Genomic DNA, 16,970 nt, shown 5'->3' with positions numbered 1-16,970 from the left:
CTAAAGGTTTGGTATGCTGCCCATTTCTTTCCCTGGTTATGTAAGCGTTATAACCTCATTTAGTCTTGTTGTATATTTTGCACTAACCTTCTGCTGGCGGAGCCCCCAGCTTTTTTTATTTCCCTGTGATGCAAATTTGACTACTTCCCTACCCTGAAAGCTTTTATTAATTTTATCGAGTGACGCCATAAGCAGGTCTTGCTTTGTCCTGTCTACTTTATCAAAGAAAGATCCTTGTATTGCACTTGAGGCAATCAGGTTATTTAGGAAAATGCCTACTTTCTTGTACTTGTAACCTTTTCTAAAAATGGCAATGAGGCCTTTCGTGGCATATTTCAGCAGCTCCAAAGTTGAAGACGTGGCCACTGGTAATTGAATTTCTATTGATCTGCTATATTGTGGTTCATTTCTGAATGGATTGGTTGTCACGAATACATATACGGATCGTGCGCAACCATCCTGTTTGCGTAGTTTAACTGCAACTGCAGCTACGTAATTGGCCAGCGCTTCCTGGATTTCACTATACTCTGTCAGCAGCTTACCAAAGCTTTTGGCCATTCCGATAGTTTTTTTAGCTGGCGCAACTATCTCCAGATCGGCGCACGGTGTTCCGAGAAGTTCAGTAACCAATCTTTTCCCAACCACGGCCATTTTAGTTTGCACCCAATCAGTCGGCATCGTGGTCAGGTCCCAGGCGGTCATTACCCCATGAAGATTTAACATGTTGCTGTACTGCCGACCGATTCCCCAAACATCCTCAACTTTTGTATATTTCAGAACCATTTCTTCCTTGTCAGGATGATCAAGGTAATAAACTCCCAAGGCTCTTCTTTCTTTTTTTGCAAATCTGTTGGCCATCTTAGCCAAAGTTCGTGTTCTACCAATGCCGATTGTAACAGGAATACCGACTTCTCGTAGTATTCGCGCACGTAGCCACCTGGCAATCCGATAAAGATTTAGATACTTGGTTCCTGAAAAATCAGCAAAGGCTTCATCGATGGAATAGAATTCCACCTCCGGAGCTAATTCGGAGATGATCTTCATCACTCTCGTGGAAATACTGTGATATAAGGTGTAGTTGCTACTGAAAACCTCAATTCCTTTCTCTAAAAACTCCCTCTCCGAGAGGTGGGCGACTTGCCCCATCTTTATACCAGCGGTTTTCGCTTCCTCGGACCGTGCTATTACACAACCATCGTTGTTACTTAACACTACCACGGGCCTGTGCCGCATCGCTGGGCAGAACACACGTTCTGTGCTTGCATAAAAGTTATTGCAATCTATGAGGAAAATCATGAGGGTTTTGTATTTGCTTTCCAGATAACCAGGTCTACAACTCCAAAAAATATTAATTCGTCTTCCTGCCCAACTTCAATTGCTGGATAACTGGGGTTAGATGATGTAAGTATATACCGCCCACTAATTCTGGATAAAATTTTCAGGATGAATTTTCCATTTAAGGACACAACAACCAGGTTTCCTGGTTTGGCTTTCCTTGATCTGTCTACGGTGACAATGCTGCCGGCAGGAATAAAAATATCATTGCGGCTTCCTTCCATACTATTCCCGTTCAAGCGCATTACAAAAACGGATGGTCGGTCAAGCCCGAACTCCCTGATAAGATCTATTTCTTCTTCTGCAAAGTCAGCTCCTGGTGATGGAAAGCCGGCAGGGATATATGCGTCAATAAAACGAATAAGGATTGAGAGGTTTTCTGGCAGGCACAAAAAGTCCACAATGTTTACGCTGGCACTTGCTCTCATAAAAAATCTATTTAATGCTAAATATAATAGCAATTTTATGCCAAATATTTTAGCATTTATAGCTCTGGCATTAAAATTATATTAGTGATATATGTTACTGTTTGAAAATCAAAATAAACAGAATTCACAATCAACAAGATAATTTGGACTGCATTTGATAACCCTAATCTTTTCCAGATAAAATGAAAAGTCACTGCATTTTGTTCGCATCAAATTATTTTCGATAAATTTAAAAGTAGAAGAGCCAAAATCAGTAGCCTTATTACATACCCCTAGATTGAGTAATCCTATTTAAATTATCTTATCTCAATTAAATCCGCCTTCACATGAATCGAAAGATTTTTTCCGGAATGTTTAATAACTTGCTTCAACAATCAAGATAACAATGGATCCCAACTTTAATCTTTTGGAAAAAATTCATGAATACTATCCTGTTGGTATGAAAACGCTTGTTGGTTATCCAGGGGAGAAAAAAATCATGGAGATAATTGAAAAAAAAATTACATCAATGATAAATGAAGAACAGACCGCAGGGGCTGCTCTTTTCAACTCATTCAAAAGTTCGGCAGCGGATTATGAAGTACTGGACTACTCATCCCGTCAATTTCCTTGTTATACAATGTCCATTTTACATGAGGAAGAAATTTCTGGAGATATGAACCGAAGAACTGAGATAGTTTTTACGATTTCGCTTTTATGTGATTACTATACATATTTCATTCATGATTTTTATCGTATCACGTCCCAAATAGCGCTTTCTCAACGCAGAAAGATATACCCAATTAATTCCGTATCGCTTACGAATCACCTATCTTTTGATAATATCAAACCGATAATCGAAAGGGTGACTGTCGATATTAAGAAGTATTTCCCTCAAAATAATTACATCAACCATTTACAACTCTTCAATAGCAAGGTAGCTGAAGCCGTTCCATACGGGCAGATGGCAGATTATACGCCTACACACCCGTATTCAATATACCATTTTCTTTTTGATGGATATTTCGCAGAAAATACATTTGTAATGCCATAAGGCTTCCCAGGGTTCATTAAGTCAATAAGCAATGTAGACATACGAGGAAGATTGAAATGTATAGAAAAATTTGAATGAATAAATTATTTGCATATATTCAATTGTTATGTGCCCATTAACCCAAAATAAGATCAATTCGACCAGTTCGTAACCAAAATTAATTAGCAAAAATCACCCCTAATCACCCTAAAAATGAAACGAGCACTAAATGCCCCACTGTGGCTATTCCCCATTTTACTTCTTGTAATGGGCTGCCTTTATTTTGGCTGTAAAAAAAATGACTTGCCACCGGATAAACATGCCCAGGCAGTAAAAACCTTTGACTCCGTAAAAACTGATTTCAACAGACAAGGCTTATCAGCAAAGCTGACTTCAGAAATCAATGATTCTATGTCTCTGACACTGGTCCCAAATTGGGACGAGGGTTTTACAATTTATGACACCGACTCCAATCTCTGTTATTACCTCCCGATTTCCGGAAAAATCAAATTGAAAAAGAAGAATGAAACAGCAAATGTGACATTCGATAAAGTTGTACGTTACCTTATTGGGAGAAAGAAGGGTAACAAGCTTGAGTTTTATCAAACAACGGTGATACCTAAGGATCCGGAGGATAAAAGAAATTCATTTTCTGGAGATATGCTGGTATATAGTCTGGCAGATAATAGAAAAGCGATTTTCACATATGACCGAGGAGAGCTGGCTAAAGGTAATTATAACACAAGACAGTCGCATCAAGATGCATCACAAACTGCATTAGAATATGGGTGTCTCTATTATCATGAATGTACCTGGACAAGTCCCTGTGACGGCACTTTTACCGTTGTTTATACCAGAGGGCAAGGCCACCCCTCACAAATACTTGATTGCGGAATTCCAAGTTTAAGCCAGTGTCTTTCGGCCGTATGGACAGTTACAGGTAATGGATGGCAGGTGTTTTGCAACAATGATCCCATTGATCCGCTACCTCCGGTTTATCCCCCACCAGGTGGAACAAGTGGAGGTGGCGGAGGCCCTGTTGTAGATCCGATACACCCCTCTTATAATGATTTTAAGTATATTTGTCCGCAGGAATTCGTATTTGTGATTACCACCACTCATGAATTATGGCAAACAGCCTGTATTGCAACTGCACATTGCAATATTAAGTTCTATGACGGGGACTCCAGGCAATATGTAGAAAGACATGTTGAGGTGCCGAAAATGTATTTCCAAGGGCCGTATAAGGATACTTTCGGTATTGTGGTACTTACACCTTATCTGGCGACGCTATATGCAGCTCAGGCGTTTAATGATGGAGAAAACGCCATGCACGATGCCTTTAAAGCAGATATATATTTAACGTCCTCACAGCTTTCGTCCCTTTGGCTTAGCACTGCTAATTCAATATTTATGGGCTTGACGCGAGGACAAGGTAGAGTGACAGCTACGCCGCCATTTAATTCAATTAACCCTATTCCAGTTGTGCAATACGTCGCATGTCCATGATAGCTAAAATATTAATCTGTTTATTGTCGATGACCACATTGATTCAGCTCGCAAGAGAAAATGATCCGTTCTTAAAGGAAATGAAAGGAATTATCATTGCTCCGGATTCTACCACTATCCCGCAGGAGGTGATTTTTATTCCTTTTGAATATAATGGGCAGTCAGTATCAACATGCCTGTCTGAAGCGCTTTTGGATCAGCATTTAACTGCCTATGAAATATATTTTCAAGGGATGAAAACCATGACACCAGACCTGCAGACTAAAATTAATTCCCAGGAGAATATAAAAGGTATAATGGATTCAACCCTTTTTGAAGGAAACAAAGTGAAAATCCTTTTAGGAATCGTGGCATTCAGTAAACAGTCGCTTCAATGGATTGAGTTCTCAAGTAAAACAAAAGAATATAATTTTCAACTGCAAGTTGCTGAAAGCACATATCCGCTACATGTGGAATATAATGTCAATATACTGGGAATACCTCAATTCTTTGAAGTAAAGGAAAATAAATGAAGAATTTAAAAGGGTACGCAGCAATTGTTGTGTACCCTTTTTTTGAGAACTAACTTCCACTACCCTGCTGGAATCTCTCTAATTATATCCAGTGGATTCTTATCGGTACGAAGTCCCTGAAAACTTGTATGACGCATTTTCCCATCTGGAGTCCATTCCATAAACTTAATTTCGGCAACCAGCTTGGGTTTTATCCAGGTGATATCTGAAGCCTTGGTGGCAATATTCAGTTTTTCGGAGAATGGAGATTTCACCGCTTTGAGGAGCTGCATTTTTTCAAAGACATCTTTTAAGGTCTTATCGGAGAAGCCTGTTCCAACTTTGCCGGCAAATACAAGCTTTGTTTTCTCGTAATATCCGAGCAAAAGTGATCCGAAAAATTTACGCGATCCTTCAGGGACGGTATAGCCAATGATCACAACCTCCTGGCGCTTGGTGGTCTTTATTTTAATCCAGTCTGGTGTTCTTCTACCGGGAAAGTAAATACTATCATTTCTTTTGCCGATAATACCTTCCCAGTTTTTCTCTTTAGCCTCTTCAAATAATGCTGGGCCATCCGATTTATGCACTACATACTTGACTACACGGGATTTCAAAGGCTTGAGAATAGACTGAAGTAGCTCTTTCCTTTGAACTAAAGGTAGTTTTGTAAGGTCATGGCCGTCCAGATGCAATAAGTCAAACACACAGTATTCTAGCTTTGCCCCTGTTTCAGATTTAAATAGCTGTAGGCTGGAAAAATGTTCTTTACCGGCTTTTAATGCTATTAGCTCGCCGTCCAAAACAACTGCATTGCCAATTTTAGCGCACTCTTCCATAACTTTAATATAGTTATTGCTGACATTGATCCCAGATATCGAGTAAAGAATGGCTTTCCTTTTAGAGATGACAGCGATGGTACGATAACCGTCAAATTTTTTCTCATATAACCAATCACTGGAGGACGGAAAACCCTTGACCAATGTGGCCTTCATTGGCTTTTTAAACCCAATTGTTTTATTCTGTACTGCCATAATAAAACTCCATCAAAAGGCAGGCCGAACAAGATCTACACTAAATGCCTTTTCTGCCTGCAGTAAATCGCTCCTTTAATTTCAAAAAATTTTCTTTCGCTTCATCCTTTGTTGGATAGATTACTTCTGGAGGCATAGGGGTAAAATCGGGATCCCAAAAACTATCGGTAGTATTATCCAGTTTGAATTTTGCAACCAGCCTCCTGGCAAGATTATCGCCTCCTTCTTTGGTGGACCGAATAGGAAACTTTCCAACCAGATAGCCTTCCTGGTACCTGGGACGAAAAGCATTGGTCGGTGACACATTCTGAAGCTTTATCAATAAAATATTATGATCAATATAATGAGAAATGCTTCCATGTGGATATGGCAGCCCAAACATATATAAAAAACCGGTAGGTGTTCTTTCAAGGGCAAATGAAGCAGCGACTCTAAGCGATTGTGTGATATCAATAAGGGGAGTCGGCGTCACATCATAATGTTGAAATAATGAATAATAAGCCTCGTCCATCCCGTAATGCATTCGAAATTCTCTTCTGGCGAGCTCTTTTAATTCCCACAAGTCCTGGTATCTTAAGGTTAGAGTAGATTGCCGAATCGAAGCTTTTAACTTACCATCGAATTTTTTTTCAGGGCGGCAGATAGAAGGATAAATAACCGTCTTGCCGTTCTTATCCTTGTAGTCCCCAGATTGTCCCCTGTAGAACATTTCAAATTGAGTATTATTGAGGGTAACGTAGGCAACCTGCTCTATGAGACTGCGAAACGTTATTATAGGGTATCCAGGAGATTGTCGAACCTTACTAACTGACGCCTCAAACTCCCAGTTACCATAATATTTTTTAGGTTCCTTAGGATGACGAAAGTGATGCGATATGTCAAGTACCTCTCTCCAGTATGGAGACCAAATCTTTGTTTCTATTGGAAGCATTGGTACAAAAGATAATTTATAGGAATAACTAAATATAACGATTTGGCTAATAACACAAAAGAACTAGCCATTGTTCAAATACGAAAAAGACAATAATTTTGAGGGTGGAGGGAGGGATATGGTATCCTCTCCGGGAGAAGGGATAATAAAAGCCTCTAAATCTCATCTATAACTCATTTCTTTTTATCTCCAACAATTATTCATCTCTGATTTCTCAATTTTATAGTCTATGATAGTCACAATTTTGATATGGCTTACCCTTATCATTTTTTCAGTATACTCAGGGTTAAAAAATTCGACAGGATACACAATTCACTTAGCCATTAATAATTTTCAAACCAATGCTTATACTATCGGCATAGCTCATAAGCATTACCAGGGCATTGATGCCGAAAATAAAAAGGTAAAAATTGAAACCCTTACCATTGGATTTTACTTGTTCTCGATCGAAATAGAATTTTTCAAAATTATCTCCGAATAAATAATAAGAACCAATAGTTCTTTAACGTGATAAAATTTGTATCAAAAAATATTGCCGGGTTTTAACCCGGCAAGTTAATATTTGCTATATATTTGAAATATCATAACGATAACGGCTACGTCAAATTGATTCTCTTCCTCTTGTTCAAATTGCAGCCAAAACCCGATAACGTGCGAGTAGTATAACCCTAAAATAAGGCAATTCTTATTTGGACACTCTATTGTTAATCAAATCAACCAAGATGGAACAATCGCAATTTTTAATGCAGCAATTTCCCGATGACACGCCGCAGAGCAATTTGTTTGACGATGTGATCATTGAACCCCGCCCCTGTACGGGTATCCTCACAGAACGTGATGTTCTCTATTCTGCTTTCAGCATCATAAGGCAACATTCTGATCGGCTTTTTCCAAACGACCCTTTTTCTTCAAACCCCCTTGATGATCTGGATATTCGAATGCACAATCTCGGAGAATATTTCAGAAGCAATGTCATGTTTAATCTGGGGTGGAGCAAGGCCACATTCTATCGAAGAAAAAAGCTTCGTGCCTTGAGCAAAGGAAAAATTCACCATCCAGCAATTCAGGCATATGAATTAAGGCAAATTCATAATGCAGCAAAAGCAACTATCAAAGAGTTCGCAATCTTTATGGAAAAACTGTAATCACAACACTTAAATCTTCCAATTTCATTTTTACAAAAGATCTGTCTGCAGACTATAGTCTACGGTCAGGGAAACTATTGTTTGAAATTTAAAATGTTTGCAAATGAACTTAGAAGTATCATTCAACTTTATAGATACCTGCACTAAACTGCTGGATTTGTATTCCAGCGAAAAGGAATACGAGAAAAGAATTTTCATGCTTTATTCAATTGCATTGGAGCATGAATCGTTTGATGAACACGACCGACTCCAAAGAGCTGATTGGTTCTTCTTTGTTCAAATATTGATTGCTCTTTGTGAAGGGGTCATTTCTTTAAAAGAGCAGATTCTAAACCTTGAAGCCATTCACCTCGAAAAAATCGAAAAAAATTTGTCATGACAAAAAAAATCATCATCCTGGATAAGGGCTCTGAGTTTCAAATCTGCAGAGGCGAAATGATTATTTACAAAATACCAGTTGATAGTATCGATCAATCAGTCCAACCCGGAAATATATCAAAGCATATAGTTCACCTAATCAAAAACTATAAACTGAGTGATCCCGACTTCTTATATAAACTTGCTAAACTTATTGAGCAAAAAATACCAGACCATGAAATTAACTGGCTGGGAACCTTCACAATAGTTGAACAGCATTTCCATAACATCCGAATGGTTGCTGCACTGCACCGGAAAAGAGGTGGGCCTGTAAAAATTTACCATGCTAAGCACCTCGGCACCATCAGGAAGGTAAGTTCTCAGGAAGACAGACCAGAGATTCGAAAAAAGATGCGTGATTTTGCTGAGGTATTCCTTTTAAAATATGGAATACCGGTAAAGTCCAACCATGTAAAACAAAGCAAAAATGAATGAAACAAAGCTAACCAAACGAGATATTGTCTTTATCCTGGTGCCATTTACCGACTTAAGCGATTGTAAGCTAAGGCCAGCGGTGATACTGGCAGAATCAGCCAGTGATCTCATTGTGGCTTGTATAACATCAAGGATAAATAAAACATTGCTAAACAGCAATCCACCGGCAATTTACATACCTGTAGAACCAACACCAGAAAATGGGCTTAAAGGTCAGAGCTATGTTCAAATATCAAAAATCATTACCCTTGACAGGTATTTGATCTCAACAAAAATCGGAAAGATTGAAAGTGAAGTAATGCAGCGAATCAACTCCAATCTTTACGATTTTTTAAAAGTCTAAGAATGGGCGACATATAGGTGATCCACCTGATAATTTTATATCCAGGGTGGCATTAAAATACAAATAGGATTAACCGTTTTCAAATACACCACCTGATAATTTTTTATCCTGGGTGGTTTATCCTTTAAGCTATTCCCAATGGTTGTGCCAACAAATTATCTAGGCAGAAATTACACTGCGAAAGCAGCGCATTACGGCGTTTTCAGACCTCTTTATAACAAGTTTTTTGTAAATTCATGTGATACATAACACCATATGTAGTTGTACTATATCTCTGTGCATGACAACTTAATGTTTGTAACCTGGTTTTATCCCTGGTAAGGCCGCTACAGTTTTGGTTATGAAATGGAAACGCCTTATTCGAAGTTTAAATCCATTAAAATTTCTGAGGGTACAATACAATGCCTTCCGGAAAAACCATGACAATAAAGGTTCTCCGTTGACCGCAGCAGAGATTACACTTGTACACAAAATTGAGAATCACATTGTTTTTCACCTTAACAGCGGAATTAAAAGGCACATTTCTTACGCCCGACATAGAGGAATGGATTATAAAGAACTCAATAATGGTTTTAAGCACGTATTCGGCAGGACTTTCCGTAATCATCGAAGGTACTTACGTGTCAGCCAAGCCATTGTACTGATTAGAGCTGGATATTCGCCGCTGGAGGCAGCTGAAATTCTAGGATATTCCAGATATATACACTTTAAACGCGATTTCGAGAGGATACAAAATATGCTACCTGATAACTTTGATCAGGAAGTAATTGATCACATTAAAAATTAATGAATGAAGTTTGATGTTTCGTCCAAAATGAGAGCCCAGGTTGAAGTGACACATATACTGCCTGAAAAGTATGAAAAGTACAGGTTACCTGGCGCCGAAACTGAATTTACCAGAGGACCGTTTGGTTTTTTCATTTGGCAACATTATGATACCGCCTATTATACCATTAGTCAACAGCATTTCATGATTGCGAGCAAAGTTTGTCTCTATCCAAATGTCCGAAAGGCGACGGTTGCTATAAACTGCATGCTAAGAGGAGACTTGTTCTGTAAATTGCAAGGTAAGGGAAGGGTACCGCTTATTGCCGGTAAGTACGCTCTTTATTACATTCCTCCACAAATTAGAAACATTGCATACTTCAGTAAAGGTATTTATGAAACTATAGATTTTGAAATGGAGGAAGAATATTTACGGTATTTCGCACAGGATCACCCCCTCCTCCAGGAGGTATATGAACGATTTTTGAGGGCTGATGACGAAGGAATGCAGCTGAACCTAAGCAACATCAATATGAATATCCGTGAGCAGATCTCCAAAATACGTGCCTCAGATCCTGAAAGTCCGGGGCACCGTATATATGTTCAAAACAGGATCAGTGATATATTACTTCAATATCTGCAGGATCTCCAAACTATGGAAAGTACTGATACGTTAGTTTTAGGAAGACACTCAAAGATTGTTGAAGATGTTGCACAGTATATAAAGCAAAATATCGGGCAGAAGCTACTGGTAAGCCAGTTGGCAACTGAAAATAATATTCATTTGATTACGTTAGAACGAGCATTTAAGAAGTCTACAGGCAAAACAGTCCAGGAGTTTATAACGGATCAAAGAATGGAAATATCCACGTCTCTGTTGAGTGAAACTAACCTGCCAATCAATGAAGTGGCTAATAGAGTAGGCTATCTCGACACAGCTCACTTCTCTAAAAACTTCAAGTCGAAATTTCTGATCACGCCCAGCCAATTTCGTAAAAAATGGAAAGATACTTCTGGCGGGGATTTGAAGTAAAATTGTTCATTTTAGTTGAATTTATACAAGTTTTTATCCGCATTTATACAACGATTATTTAAAAAGAAAAGCGAAATTTGATTCAGAGTAATTCACTTATGAGTATCGTAAATCAGTAGTTACCACAATCCGAAAGGAAACGATAGTTAGCCATTCCATAATAAAGAAACCATGATTTAAAATATAATCTCTTTTTATTATTGATGTTAGCCACCTGGACTATTCTAATGAATAAGTTACAGAAGGGGTATGTATGCACCACAACGAAATAAAGACTATGAAATTCTTAAAGAGAAATTCCGATACTGTGATTTTTGTGATAGCAGTACTAATTTTAGCAATGTTCTTATATACCGGTTTTGATAAGATTAGGCACATGGCCGCATTTAAGGCAGAACTTTATGCTTCGCCTCTGGACCTAATCGCTCAAAATTCAAAATTGATTGCTTATGTAATTCCATGGATGGAAATAGTTGCTTGCCTTTTATTGCTTTTCCCGAAAACGCAATACCTGGGATTTATGGTGTCGTTAATGCTTTTCCTATCATTTACAATCTACATAGCTGCACTCTTTAATATTGACAAAAAAATGCCATGCTCATGCGGGGGAATCATCAGCTATCTGAGCTGGAAACAACACCTGGTAGTTAATATTATTTATGTATTTGTGACTGCAGTTGCCACTGTCATGACATATAGAAGCAGGAAAATAATGATCCATTCTCGAAGATAACAGTAGTAGTCCCATAAATTAGATCATAAACTTTGTTAAATAAAACTTCATTGTTTAATCATTAAAACCACACAAAATGAAAAAGATCCGTTTAACTGCCGTTGCAGTATTATTGGCTGTTAGTGCATTTGCTGCTCAATCTTTTGCTGATCAAACCTGGGTTCTGAAAAGCCCAGATCTGGATCCTACTGTAGCTGCTAATTATCAAGCAGGTGTTGGCAGTGGTTGTTCCACAGCTTTGGACAGGGTTTGCTACATCGTAGCTCCTGCTAGTGGTGCACAGCCTATTCTGAGCGCAACTTTGCTTAATCACATCACCAATCCGTCTAATTCTTACACAGACGTTAAGTTCAAACCTTAATTTAAAGGAAGAAGGAAAGGGTTTTATGCCCTTTCCTTCCCTTTTTAAAGAATTCAATATGAAAAAGTACTCTATATTACTTATTCTTTTGGGATTCTTACTTCAATCAAACAAGGCTATAAACGATATTGGAAAGACCACTTATGTATGGGTATTGAAGGCAGATTCCCTAAATCCGGTAATCCCCAGTAACTACATCAAATTTTTAGGAAATCCCCAGTACTTATGTCAGACTGACCTTGGGATTGTCTGTTATATTGTAGCTGAGGACAATTCCCCTGTCAACTCATACCCTAAAATCACTCCACTTCTGCAGTATGAAATTCAGAATCCATCCAATGCCTATATTGACGTTAAGTTCAAGTCGGACCCATTTTAAATAAGGCCTCCCCTATCGTTTGTTTTGTTGTATTCCTGTAACGTTTATTACGTTTTGTGGGATTAAGAAAGTATACTTTGGGTCCCCGGGCGCAAGTGAATAAACCTGACCAGTTAAGTTCCTTTCTATTTTTTGCTGAGAAAATGAATCTTTATTAAGTCTTCTTAAGTCTGCCCATCTGATTGTTCCTCTAAATGCAAGCTCCATACGTCTTTCTTTGAGGATAACTCTAAGAACAGTTGCATTGTCATGAAGCTGGTAATTCACATATGTGCCGGTTTTCCACCTGGTCTTTAGGAGTGTATTTAAATCCGTCAGCGCTTCTGCCGGTCTATTAAGTCTGGCAGAACATTCAGCTCTTATCAGAAATATTTCATCGGTGGCAATTCCACTAAACATAGATGATCCGGTTGTTGCATCATAGTTTCCTTTAAAACTATGAGACCCATCAGCATTTGATTTATAGTTCAGCGTTTTCCTAAGATCATTATCGCTGTAGGACGCATACAATGCTGAATCCACTTTTCCTCTTGATTGCGTCAAACTTAAGCCACCTCTTGTTTTATAATGAAGGATTACTTCTTTATTGAAAAGAGCATATGGAGCCGCATCATCTGGGTTCAGGTCATTTAAATCCAGAAGCTTACTGTTAATTTGAAGACAAGAATCAGCATACAGGAAAGCATTTTGATAATCTGCCATTGCCAAATAACACCTTGCCAATGCACCGTAGCAGGCTGCTTTACCAGGCTGAGTAGGGAATGTTACCTTAACTGGAAGTAATAAAGAGGCTTGTTTAAGATCTGAAATCATCTGAAAGTAAGATTCTTTTACGGTTGCCCTCATCGTTTTATCATTGATATCGGATTTGAGCTTTAGCGGAATTCCCAAGTCACTTTCTGCAGTCGCTTCGTTGTATGGAACGCAGTAATGTTGGGCGATCTGATAAAAAGTATACCCTCTGTAAAATAAAGCCCGACCCTTAACATCATTGACTTCTGATGCAGTACCACCTACATTATCAGCATTCTCAAGAATTACATTGGCATTGAATACCCTTAAATAGATATCAGCCCATTCATTTTCATGATTAGTCCTATCATCCCAGATATAGTCGTATTTGGCGGTAAGATCATACAGAGCATTCCATGTTGTAGTCAAAAGGAATAAATTATCACAAGCCATGTCTCCCGAACTAGGATCAGCCCAGTTCATCACATCATCGTTGTTTAAAAGGCTCCTAAGATCATCAATTGTTGACGGTACAACAAGTTTCTTGTCTGGCTTTTCCTCCAGATACTTTTTACAGGATATATTTAAGGCTAAGATTGAATACAGTAGAAAAAACAAGGATAATTTATACCTTTTCATAAATAGACGTTTTAATGTTAAAAGGATGCCCTTAAACCAATGGTAAAACTAACAGGTGTTGGGAGTGTTGAAAAGTAATCCGGATCTAATCGCAGGTCATTTGCTCTCCAGATAATACCCACATTTGACACATTACTGTATACCACCAGGCTTTTTATCGGGCTATTGCCTATCACTGCATGCTGGAATTGATACTGAATTCGTATGTCTTTTATTCTGATATTATTTCCTTTCAATACTGTAGCCGAACTGTTTGCATAAAATTTATCACGATTGTAGTCTCCCGGATAGGTCATCGATGGTACTGTGGTCTTTGTTTCATCTCCTGGCTTCTGCCATCTTTTAGTATAATCATCATGAGAATCCCAGGAAGAATAAAGAGAGGAATAATTGATTGTTTGATGCCTGAACCAGTAGTCGAACTTATAGGAAATATTGACAAGCAACGTAAAATTGGCATATGAAAAATCATTTCTGAAAGCTCCAAAATACAATGGTATAGCAGATCCATGGAATACTAAATCCTCTTTGGTAGCTTTTTGAGTGATTTCTGCATAGTCCTTACTTTCTTTCCCGCCCAGGAAACCTATTGGATCTCCTGTCTGAGCATCCAAGCCACCAAAACGGTAGCTTACGATCGAATATGGGGCATACCCCTCAAGAGGAAGTATATTAGTCCCAAAGCCAACATAACTCGTAAGATTGTTCTGATTGTATAGCGCCTTAGTAACCTTGCTTCTGGCATATGAAAACAGAAATGTCGTTCCCCATTTGAACTTTGAATCTATTATTTTGGCATTTACTGTAAGGTCAAGTCCCTTAGTATTAATACTGGAGGAGTTGATACGCAAATCTCTTACTCCGGTGGTAAAATCAGCTGGTACAAAATCAATCAGATCGCTGGCTGCCTTATTAAAAAGTTCAATTGTTCCCGAAACCCGGTTGTTCCTAGAAGCTGCATCGAGGCCAATATTAAAGGTTTTAACCTTTTCCCAACGCAGACTTGGGTTTGGAGGGTTCTGCACAACTGTATATGGAAGGTTTGTAATAGTTGACGGGAACAAGCCATAACTGAGCGTAGTCAACGCTGAAATAGTATTGTCTACATTACCCGATGTTCCGTAGCTACTCCTTAATCTAAGGAGACTTAAGGATTTCAGAAATCCGAATTTCTCTTCATTGATTATCCAGCTGGCACCTACTGACCATAATGGTACCCATTTCTGATTACTGTTTACTCCAAACAAATTCGAAGCGTCCTTTCTTGCACTTGCCGATAAGGTGTATCTGTTTTTATACGTATACGCCGCATTACCAAATAATGAAATAAACCGGTTCAGAAGGGATGATATCCCAGTAGCAGAAGGGATTTTCAAATTTCCTTTTAGATTGTCATAAGTCGGAAAAAGCGTAGAATAGTCAACATCACTAAAGCTAAGTATCCTATCATTATAGCCATAAATCCTGCTTGAATTAATGTTTACTTCAGTTTGCCGGATCTCCCCTCCTGCTAGTGCTGTTAAAGATGAAGATTTTTTAAAGTTATTATTATAACCAAATTGAAGACGGATTGAGTTATTAACCAGATTATTTGTGTTTCTGTCAAGGATACCCTGTACTGGGACATTATGTACAGTTAAATCATTATCAAACGAGGTATACAAATTAATAAGGTCCCTTGTATAAAAGGTATTGAGACCTAAATTATTGTTAACGTTCAGATCCTGATTTTCATGCTGGTAGCTAATTTCAGCAGAAACATTTTTCACAATATGGTAGGTCCCGCTTAAAGAAAAGACCAAATGCCTGGTTGTACTCTTGTTGTCAGCAAACTTCATTTCATCCAGCGGACGATAGTTCCAATCAACTAACCTACCTCCGCCGGCAGTATCTACGTATGATTTTCTGTAATACTTTGGAATCGCCAATGCACTACCATCAGGACCAGCAATCTGGGCATAAGGATAAATGGATTTTCCACCGCCAACATTTAAATCCGAGCCAATACTGTTATTTTTTGCATTATCCTGCGTGTAAATGATATTAGCTTCAATATCAAGATTCTTCATGGGCTTGAAAGAGGCGGATGTTCTTGCGGTAATCCTTTCATACTGGTTACCAACAAGCAGGTCGTTGCTTTTATCATAACCCAGGGAAATTAAGTAATTAAGCCGCTGGGCCCCCCCAGTCAACTCCAGCGAATACTGTTGTAGATTACCTTTCCTGTAGAGATACCTCTCGTAGTCATTTCTGACATCTGCATTCTTAAATTTGTTAATTGCTGTTTCTGCATCACTTTGAGAAATGAGGTTATCCCTTACTTTATTAAGAAGCTCCACCACGGGACTTACAGGAGGCCTGTCATTGGTATTTTGCAAATCAGTATCATAATATCCCTGTTTAAACAGCCAGGTTTCTACGTCAATAAAATCAGATGCTTTCATCTGCTTCTTATAAAACACATCTGGCTTATTGACTGTCGTGAAATTAGAATTGAAGGATAATTTAAATGGCTGATTAAATTTCCCTTTTTTTGTAGTTATAACAATTACGGCATTGCCGGCGGCCACGCCCCAAATAGAGGAAGCAGCTGCATCTTTTAATACCGTGATACTTTCTACATCATTAGGGTTGAGATCAGAGATCTCGCCCTGAAACGGAAATTTATCTACTACTATCAGGGGTTTGGATCTACTGTTATCCAGGGTACTTAATCCTCTGATCTGAATATTATTTGTGCCCCCTCTTTTGTCAAAAAGCACGGATGTTGTCATGTCTTCTATCCTGCTAATTACATCACTACCTGTTTTGACATTCAGATCTTCATTATTTACAAAACCGAAAGAACCAGTTGCTCTTTCCCGAGGAATTTTCTGGTAACCTGTATTAACGTTTACCACAATTTCTTTCAAACCACTAATCTTTGGCTGCAAACGGACTTTCAACACAGCAGTATTATCTCCTGAAACAGTAGCGTTTGAAGGATTATATCCGATGCAGGTTATATTGATCCGGTGTGTATTTTCCGGAACATAGATCTTAAAGAATCCGGTAGAATCTGACTTTGTACCGTTATCGGTTCTTTCCAGGAATACCGAGGCGCCAATAACTGGTAGCTCTGTTTCTGAGTTGATAATTATACCTGTAACTTTCCTGGCTGTGTTGGGTTCCTGGCCCTTAGTAGTTGTTGTTAAGGAGAGAATTAAAAAAAATGTCAAATAAAAATATAGATGGACGTACTTCATGGC

General features: G+C 38.5%; 18 protein-coding genes. 12 read left to right on the top strand and 6 right to left on the bottom strand.

Annotation, left to right across the window (positions count from 1 at the left end):
* Positions 1 to 36: 36 nt before the first annotated feature.
* On the bottom strand, positions 37 to 1,296 hold the full coding sequence (locus AC1DFM_RS10700) for a Y-family DNA polymerase (RefSeq protein ID WP_477076715.1): 1,260 nt from the start codon (positions 1,294 to 1,296) through the stop codon (positions 37 to 39).
* A complete protein-coding gene (locus tag AC1DFM_RS10695; RefSeq protein ID WP_477076714.1) occupies positions 1,293 to 1,763 on the bottom strand; it encodes a LexA family protein in 471 nt (156 codons plus the stop codon). The genes AC1DFM_RS10700 and AC1DFM_RS10695 overlap by 4 nt, the downstream gene beginning before the upstream one ends.
* A gap of 385 nt (positions 1,764 to 2,148) precedes the next feature.
* Here AC1DFM_RS10695 and AC1DFM_RS10690 point away from each other — a divergent pair, with 385 nt between their 5' ends.
* From AC1DFM_RS10690 to AC1DFM_RS10680, 3 genes are all read left to right on the top strand, one after another.
* Positions 2,149 to 2,796, top strand: a complete 648-nt coding sequence (locus tag AC1DFM_RS10690; RefSeq protein ID WP_477076713.1) for a hypothetical protein — start codon at positions 2,149 to 2,151, stop codon at positions 2,794 to 2,796.
* A gap of 192 nt (positions 2,797 to 2,988) precedes the next feature.
* Positions 2,989 to 4,284, top strand: coding sequence for a hypothetical protein (locus AC1DFM_RS10685; protein ID WP_477076712.1), 1,296 nt, complete (start codon positions 2,989 to 2,991; stop codon positions 4,282 to 4,284).
* A 29-nt stretch (positions 4,285 to 4,313) separates the two neighbouring features.
* The gene (locus tag AC1DFM_RS10680) at positions 4,314 to 4,796 is read left to right on the top strand and encodes a hypothetical protein (protein ID WP_477076711.1); all 483 of its coding nucleotides are present in this window, start codon (positions 4,314 to 4,316) and stop codon (positions 4,794 to 4,796) included.
* A gap of 59 nt (positions 4,797 to 4,855) precedes the next feature.
* On the opposite strand, the gene ligD is transcribed toward AC1DFM_RS10680, so the two are convergent.
* Positions 4,856 to 5,809, bottom strand: a complete 954-nt coding sequence (gene ligD / locus AC1DFM_RS10675) for a non-homologous end-joining DNA ligase (RefSeq protein ID WP_477076710.1) — start codon at positions 5,807 to 5,809, stop codon at positions 4,856 to 4,858.
* A gap of 40 nt (positions 5,810 to 5,849) precedes the next feature.
* Positions 5,850 to 6,740: an FRG domain-containing protein gene (locus AC1DFM_RS10670; protein ID WP_477076709.1), complete on the bottom strand. Its 891-nt coding sequence runs from the start codon at positions 6,738 to 6,740 to the stop codon at positions 5,850 to 5,852.
* A 722-nt stretch (positions 6,741 to 7,462) separates the two neighbouring features.
* Between AC1DFM_RS10670 and AC1DFM_RS10665 the strand changes: the two genes are divergently transcribed.
* The 9 genes from AC1DFM_RS10665 to AC1DFM_RS10625 all read left to right on the top strand — a co-directional run bounded on the left by AC1DFM_RS10665 (position 7,463) and on the right by AC1DFM_RS10625 (position 12,351).
* The gene (locus AC1DFM_RS10665; protein WP_477076708.1) at positions 7,463 to 7,885 is read left to right on the top strand and encodes a hypothetical protein; all 423 of its coding nucleotides are present in this window, start codon (positions 7,463 to 7,465) and stop codon (positions 7,883 to 7,885) included.
* A gap of 103 nt (positions 7,886 to 7,988) precedes the next feature.
* On the top strand, positions 7,989 to 8,264 hold the full coding sequence (locus AC1DFM_RS10660; RefSeq protein ID WP_477076707.1) for a hypothetical protein: 276 nt from the start codon (positions 7,989 to 7,991) through the stop codon (positions 8,262 to 8,264).
* Positions 8,261 to 8,737 (top strand): hypothetical protein, encoded by a 477-nt coding sequence (locus tag AC1DFM_RS10655; RefSeq protein WP_477076706.1) that lies wholly within the window; start codon positions 8,261 to 8,263, stop codon positions 8,735 to 8,737. Before AC1DFM_RS10660 ends, AC1DFM_RS10655 begins: the two co-directional genes overlap by 4 nt.
* On the top strand, positions 8,730 to 9,080 hold the full coding sequence (locus AC1DFM_RS10650) for a type II toxin-antitoxin system PemK/MazF family toxin (protein WP_477076705.1): 351 nt from the start codon (positions 8,730 to 8,732) through the stop codon (positions 9,078 to 9,080). The genes AC1DFM_RS10655 and AC1DFM_RS10650 overlap by 8 nt, the downstream gene beginning before the upstream one ends.
* A 340-nt stretch (positions 9,081 to 9,420) precedes the next feature.
* Positions 9,421 to 9,867 carry a helix-turn-helix domain-containing protein gene (locus AC1DFM_RS10645; RefSeq protein ID WP_477076704.1) on the top strand — a complete coding sequence of 149 codons (447 nt, stop codon included), beginning with the start codon at positions 9,421 to 9,423 and terminating at the stop codon, positions 9,865 to 9,867.
* Positions 9,868 to 9,870: 3 nt separating this feature from the next.
* Positions 9,871 to 10,878: a helix-turn-helix domain-containing protein gene (locus tag AC1DFM_RS10640; protein WP_477076703.1), complete on the top strand. Its 1,008-nt coding sequence runs from the start codon at positions 9,871 to 9,873 to the stop codon at positions 10,876 to 10,878.
* Between the two features lie 277 nt (positions 10,879 to 11,155).
* Complete coding sequence (locus tag AC1DFM_RS10635) at positions 11,156 to 11,611, top strand: MauE/DoxX family redox-associated membrane protein (RefSeq protein WP_477076702.1); 456 nt, start codon at positions 11,156 to 11,158, stop codon at positions 11,609 to 11,611.
* A 76-nt stretch (positions 11,612 to 11,687) separates the two neighbouring features.
* The gene (locus AC1DFM_RS10630; RefSeq protein WP_477076701.1) at positions 11,688 to 11,972 is read left to right on the top strand and encodes a hypothetical protein; all 285 of its coding nucleotides are present in this window, start codon (positions 11,688 to 11,690) and stop codon (positions 11,970 to 11,972) included.
* A 58-nt stretch (positions 11,973 to 12,030) separates the two neighbouring features.
* Positions 12,031 to 12,351 (top strand): hypothetical protein, encoded by a 321-nt coding sequence (locus AC1DFM_RS10625; protein ID WP_477076700.1) that lies wholly within the window; start codon positions 12,031 to 12,033, stop codon positions 12,349 to 12,351.
* A gap of 12 nt (positions 12,352 to 12,363) precedes the next feature.
* Here AC1DFM_RS10625 and AC1DFM_RS10620 read toward each other — a convergent pair whose 3' ends face one another.
* Positions 12,364 to 13,722: a RagB/SusD family nutrient uptake outer membrane protein gene (locus AC1DFM_RS10620; protein WP_477076699.1), complete on the bottom strand. Its 1,359-nt coding sequence runs from the start codon at positions 13,720 to 13,722 to the stop codon at positions 12,364 to 12,366.
* A gap of 17 nt (positions 13,723 to 13,739) precedes the next feature.
* Positions 13,740 to 16,967: a SusC/RagA family TonB-linked outer membrane protein gene (locus tag AC1DFM_RS10615; protein WP_477076698.1), complete on the bottom strand. Its 3,228-nt coding sequence runs from the start codon at positions 16,965 to 16,967 to the stop codon at positions 13,740 to 13,742.
* Positions 16,968 to 16,970: the final 3 nt, after the last annotated feature.

Source organism: Chitinophaga sp. 05T412, from assembly GCF_056396465.1.
The sequence above is the reverse complement of the archived record's forward strand: the minus strand, read 5'-3'. Positions and strand labels throughout refer to the sequence as shown.

What these genes read in the sequence shown, in the direction of transcription:
- AC1DFM_RS10635 (WP_477076702.1), top strand. Translation starts at nt 11,156, where the DNA reads ATGAAATTCTTAAAGAGAAATTCCGATACTGTGATTTTTGTGATAGCA.
- AC1DFM_RS10640 (WP_477076703.1), top strand. Translation starts at nt 9,871, where the DNA reads ATGAAGTTTGATGTTTCGTCCAAAATGAGAGCCCAGGTTGAAGTGACA.
- AC1DFM_RS10695 (WP_477076714.1), bottom strand. Translation starts at nt 1,763, where the DNA reads ATGAGAGCAAGTGCCAGCGTAAACATTGTGGACTTTTTGTGCCTGCCA.
- AC1DFM_RS10645 (WP_477076704.1), top strand. Translation starts at nt 9,421, where the DNA reads ATGAAATGGAAACGCCTTATTCGAAGTTTAAATCCATTAAAATTTCTG.
- AC1DFM_RS10655 (WP_477076706.1), top strand. Translation starts at nt 8,261, where the DNA reads ATGACAAAAAAAATCATCATCCTGGATAAGGGCTCTGAGTTTCAAATC.
- AC1DFM_RS10670 (WP_477076709.1), bottom strand. Translation starts at nt 6,740, where the DNA reads ATGCTTCCAATAGAAACAAAGATTTGGTCTCCATACTGGAGAGAGGTA.
- AC1DFM_RS10660 (WP_477076707.1), top strand. Translation starts at nt 7,989, where the DNA reads ATGAACTTAGAAGTATCATTCAACTTTATAGATACCTGCACTAAACTG.
- ligD (WP_477076710.1), bottom strand. Translation starts at nt 5,809, where the DNA reads ATGGCAGTACAGAATAAAACAATTGGGTTTAAAAAGCCAATGAAGGCC.
- AC1DFM_RS10665 (WP_477076708.1), top strand. Translation starts at nt 7,463, where the DNA reads ATGGAACAATCGCAATTTTTAATGCAGCAATTTCCCGATGACACGCCG.
- AC1DFM_RS10620 (WP_477076699.1), bottom strand. Translation starts at nt 13,722, where the DNA reads ATGAAAAGGTATAAATTATCCTTGTTTTTTCTACTGTATTCAATCTTA.
- AC1DFM_RS10650 (WP_477076705.1), top strand. Translation starts at nt 8,730, where the DNA reads ATGAATGAAACAAAGCTAACCAAACGAGATATTGTCTTTATCCTGGTG.
- AC1DFM_RS10615 (WP_477076698.1), bottom strand. Translation starts at nt 16,967, where the DNA reads ATGAAGTACGTCCATCTATATTTTTATTTGACATTTTTTTTAATTCTC.
- AC1DFM_RS10685 (WP_477076712.1), top strand. Translation starts at nt 2,989, where the DNA reads ATGAAACGAGCACTAAATGCCCCACTGTGGCTATTCCCCATTTTACTT.
- AC1DFM_RS10680 (WP_477076711.1), top strand. Translation starts at nt 4,314, where the DNA reads ATGACCACATTGATTCAGCTCGCAAGAGAAAATGATCCGTTCTTAAAG.
- AC1DFM_RS10690 (WP_477076713.1), top strand. Translation starts at nt 2,149, where the DNA reads ATGGATCCCAACTTTAATCTTTTGGAAAAAATTCATGAATACTATCCT.
- AC1DFM_RS10630 (WP_477076701.1), top strand. Translation starts at nt 11,688, where the DNA reads ATGAAAAAGATCCGTTTAACTGCCGTTGCAGTATTATTGGCTGTTAGT.
- AC1DFM_RS10700 (WP_477076715.1), bottom strand. Translation starts at nt 1,296, where the DNA reads ATGATTTTCCTCATAGATTGCAATAACTTTTATGCAAGCACAGAACGT.
- AC1DFM_RS10625 (WP_477076700.1), top strand. Translation starts at nt 12,031, where the DNA reads ATGAAAAAGTACTCTATATTACTTATTCTTTTGGGATTCTTACTTCAA.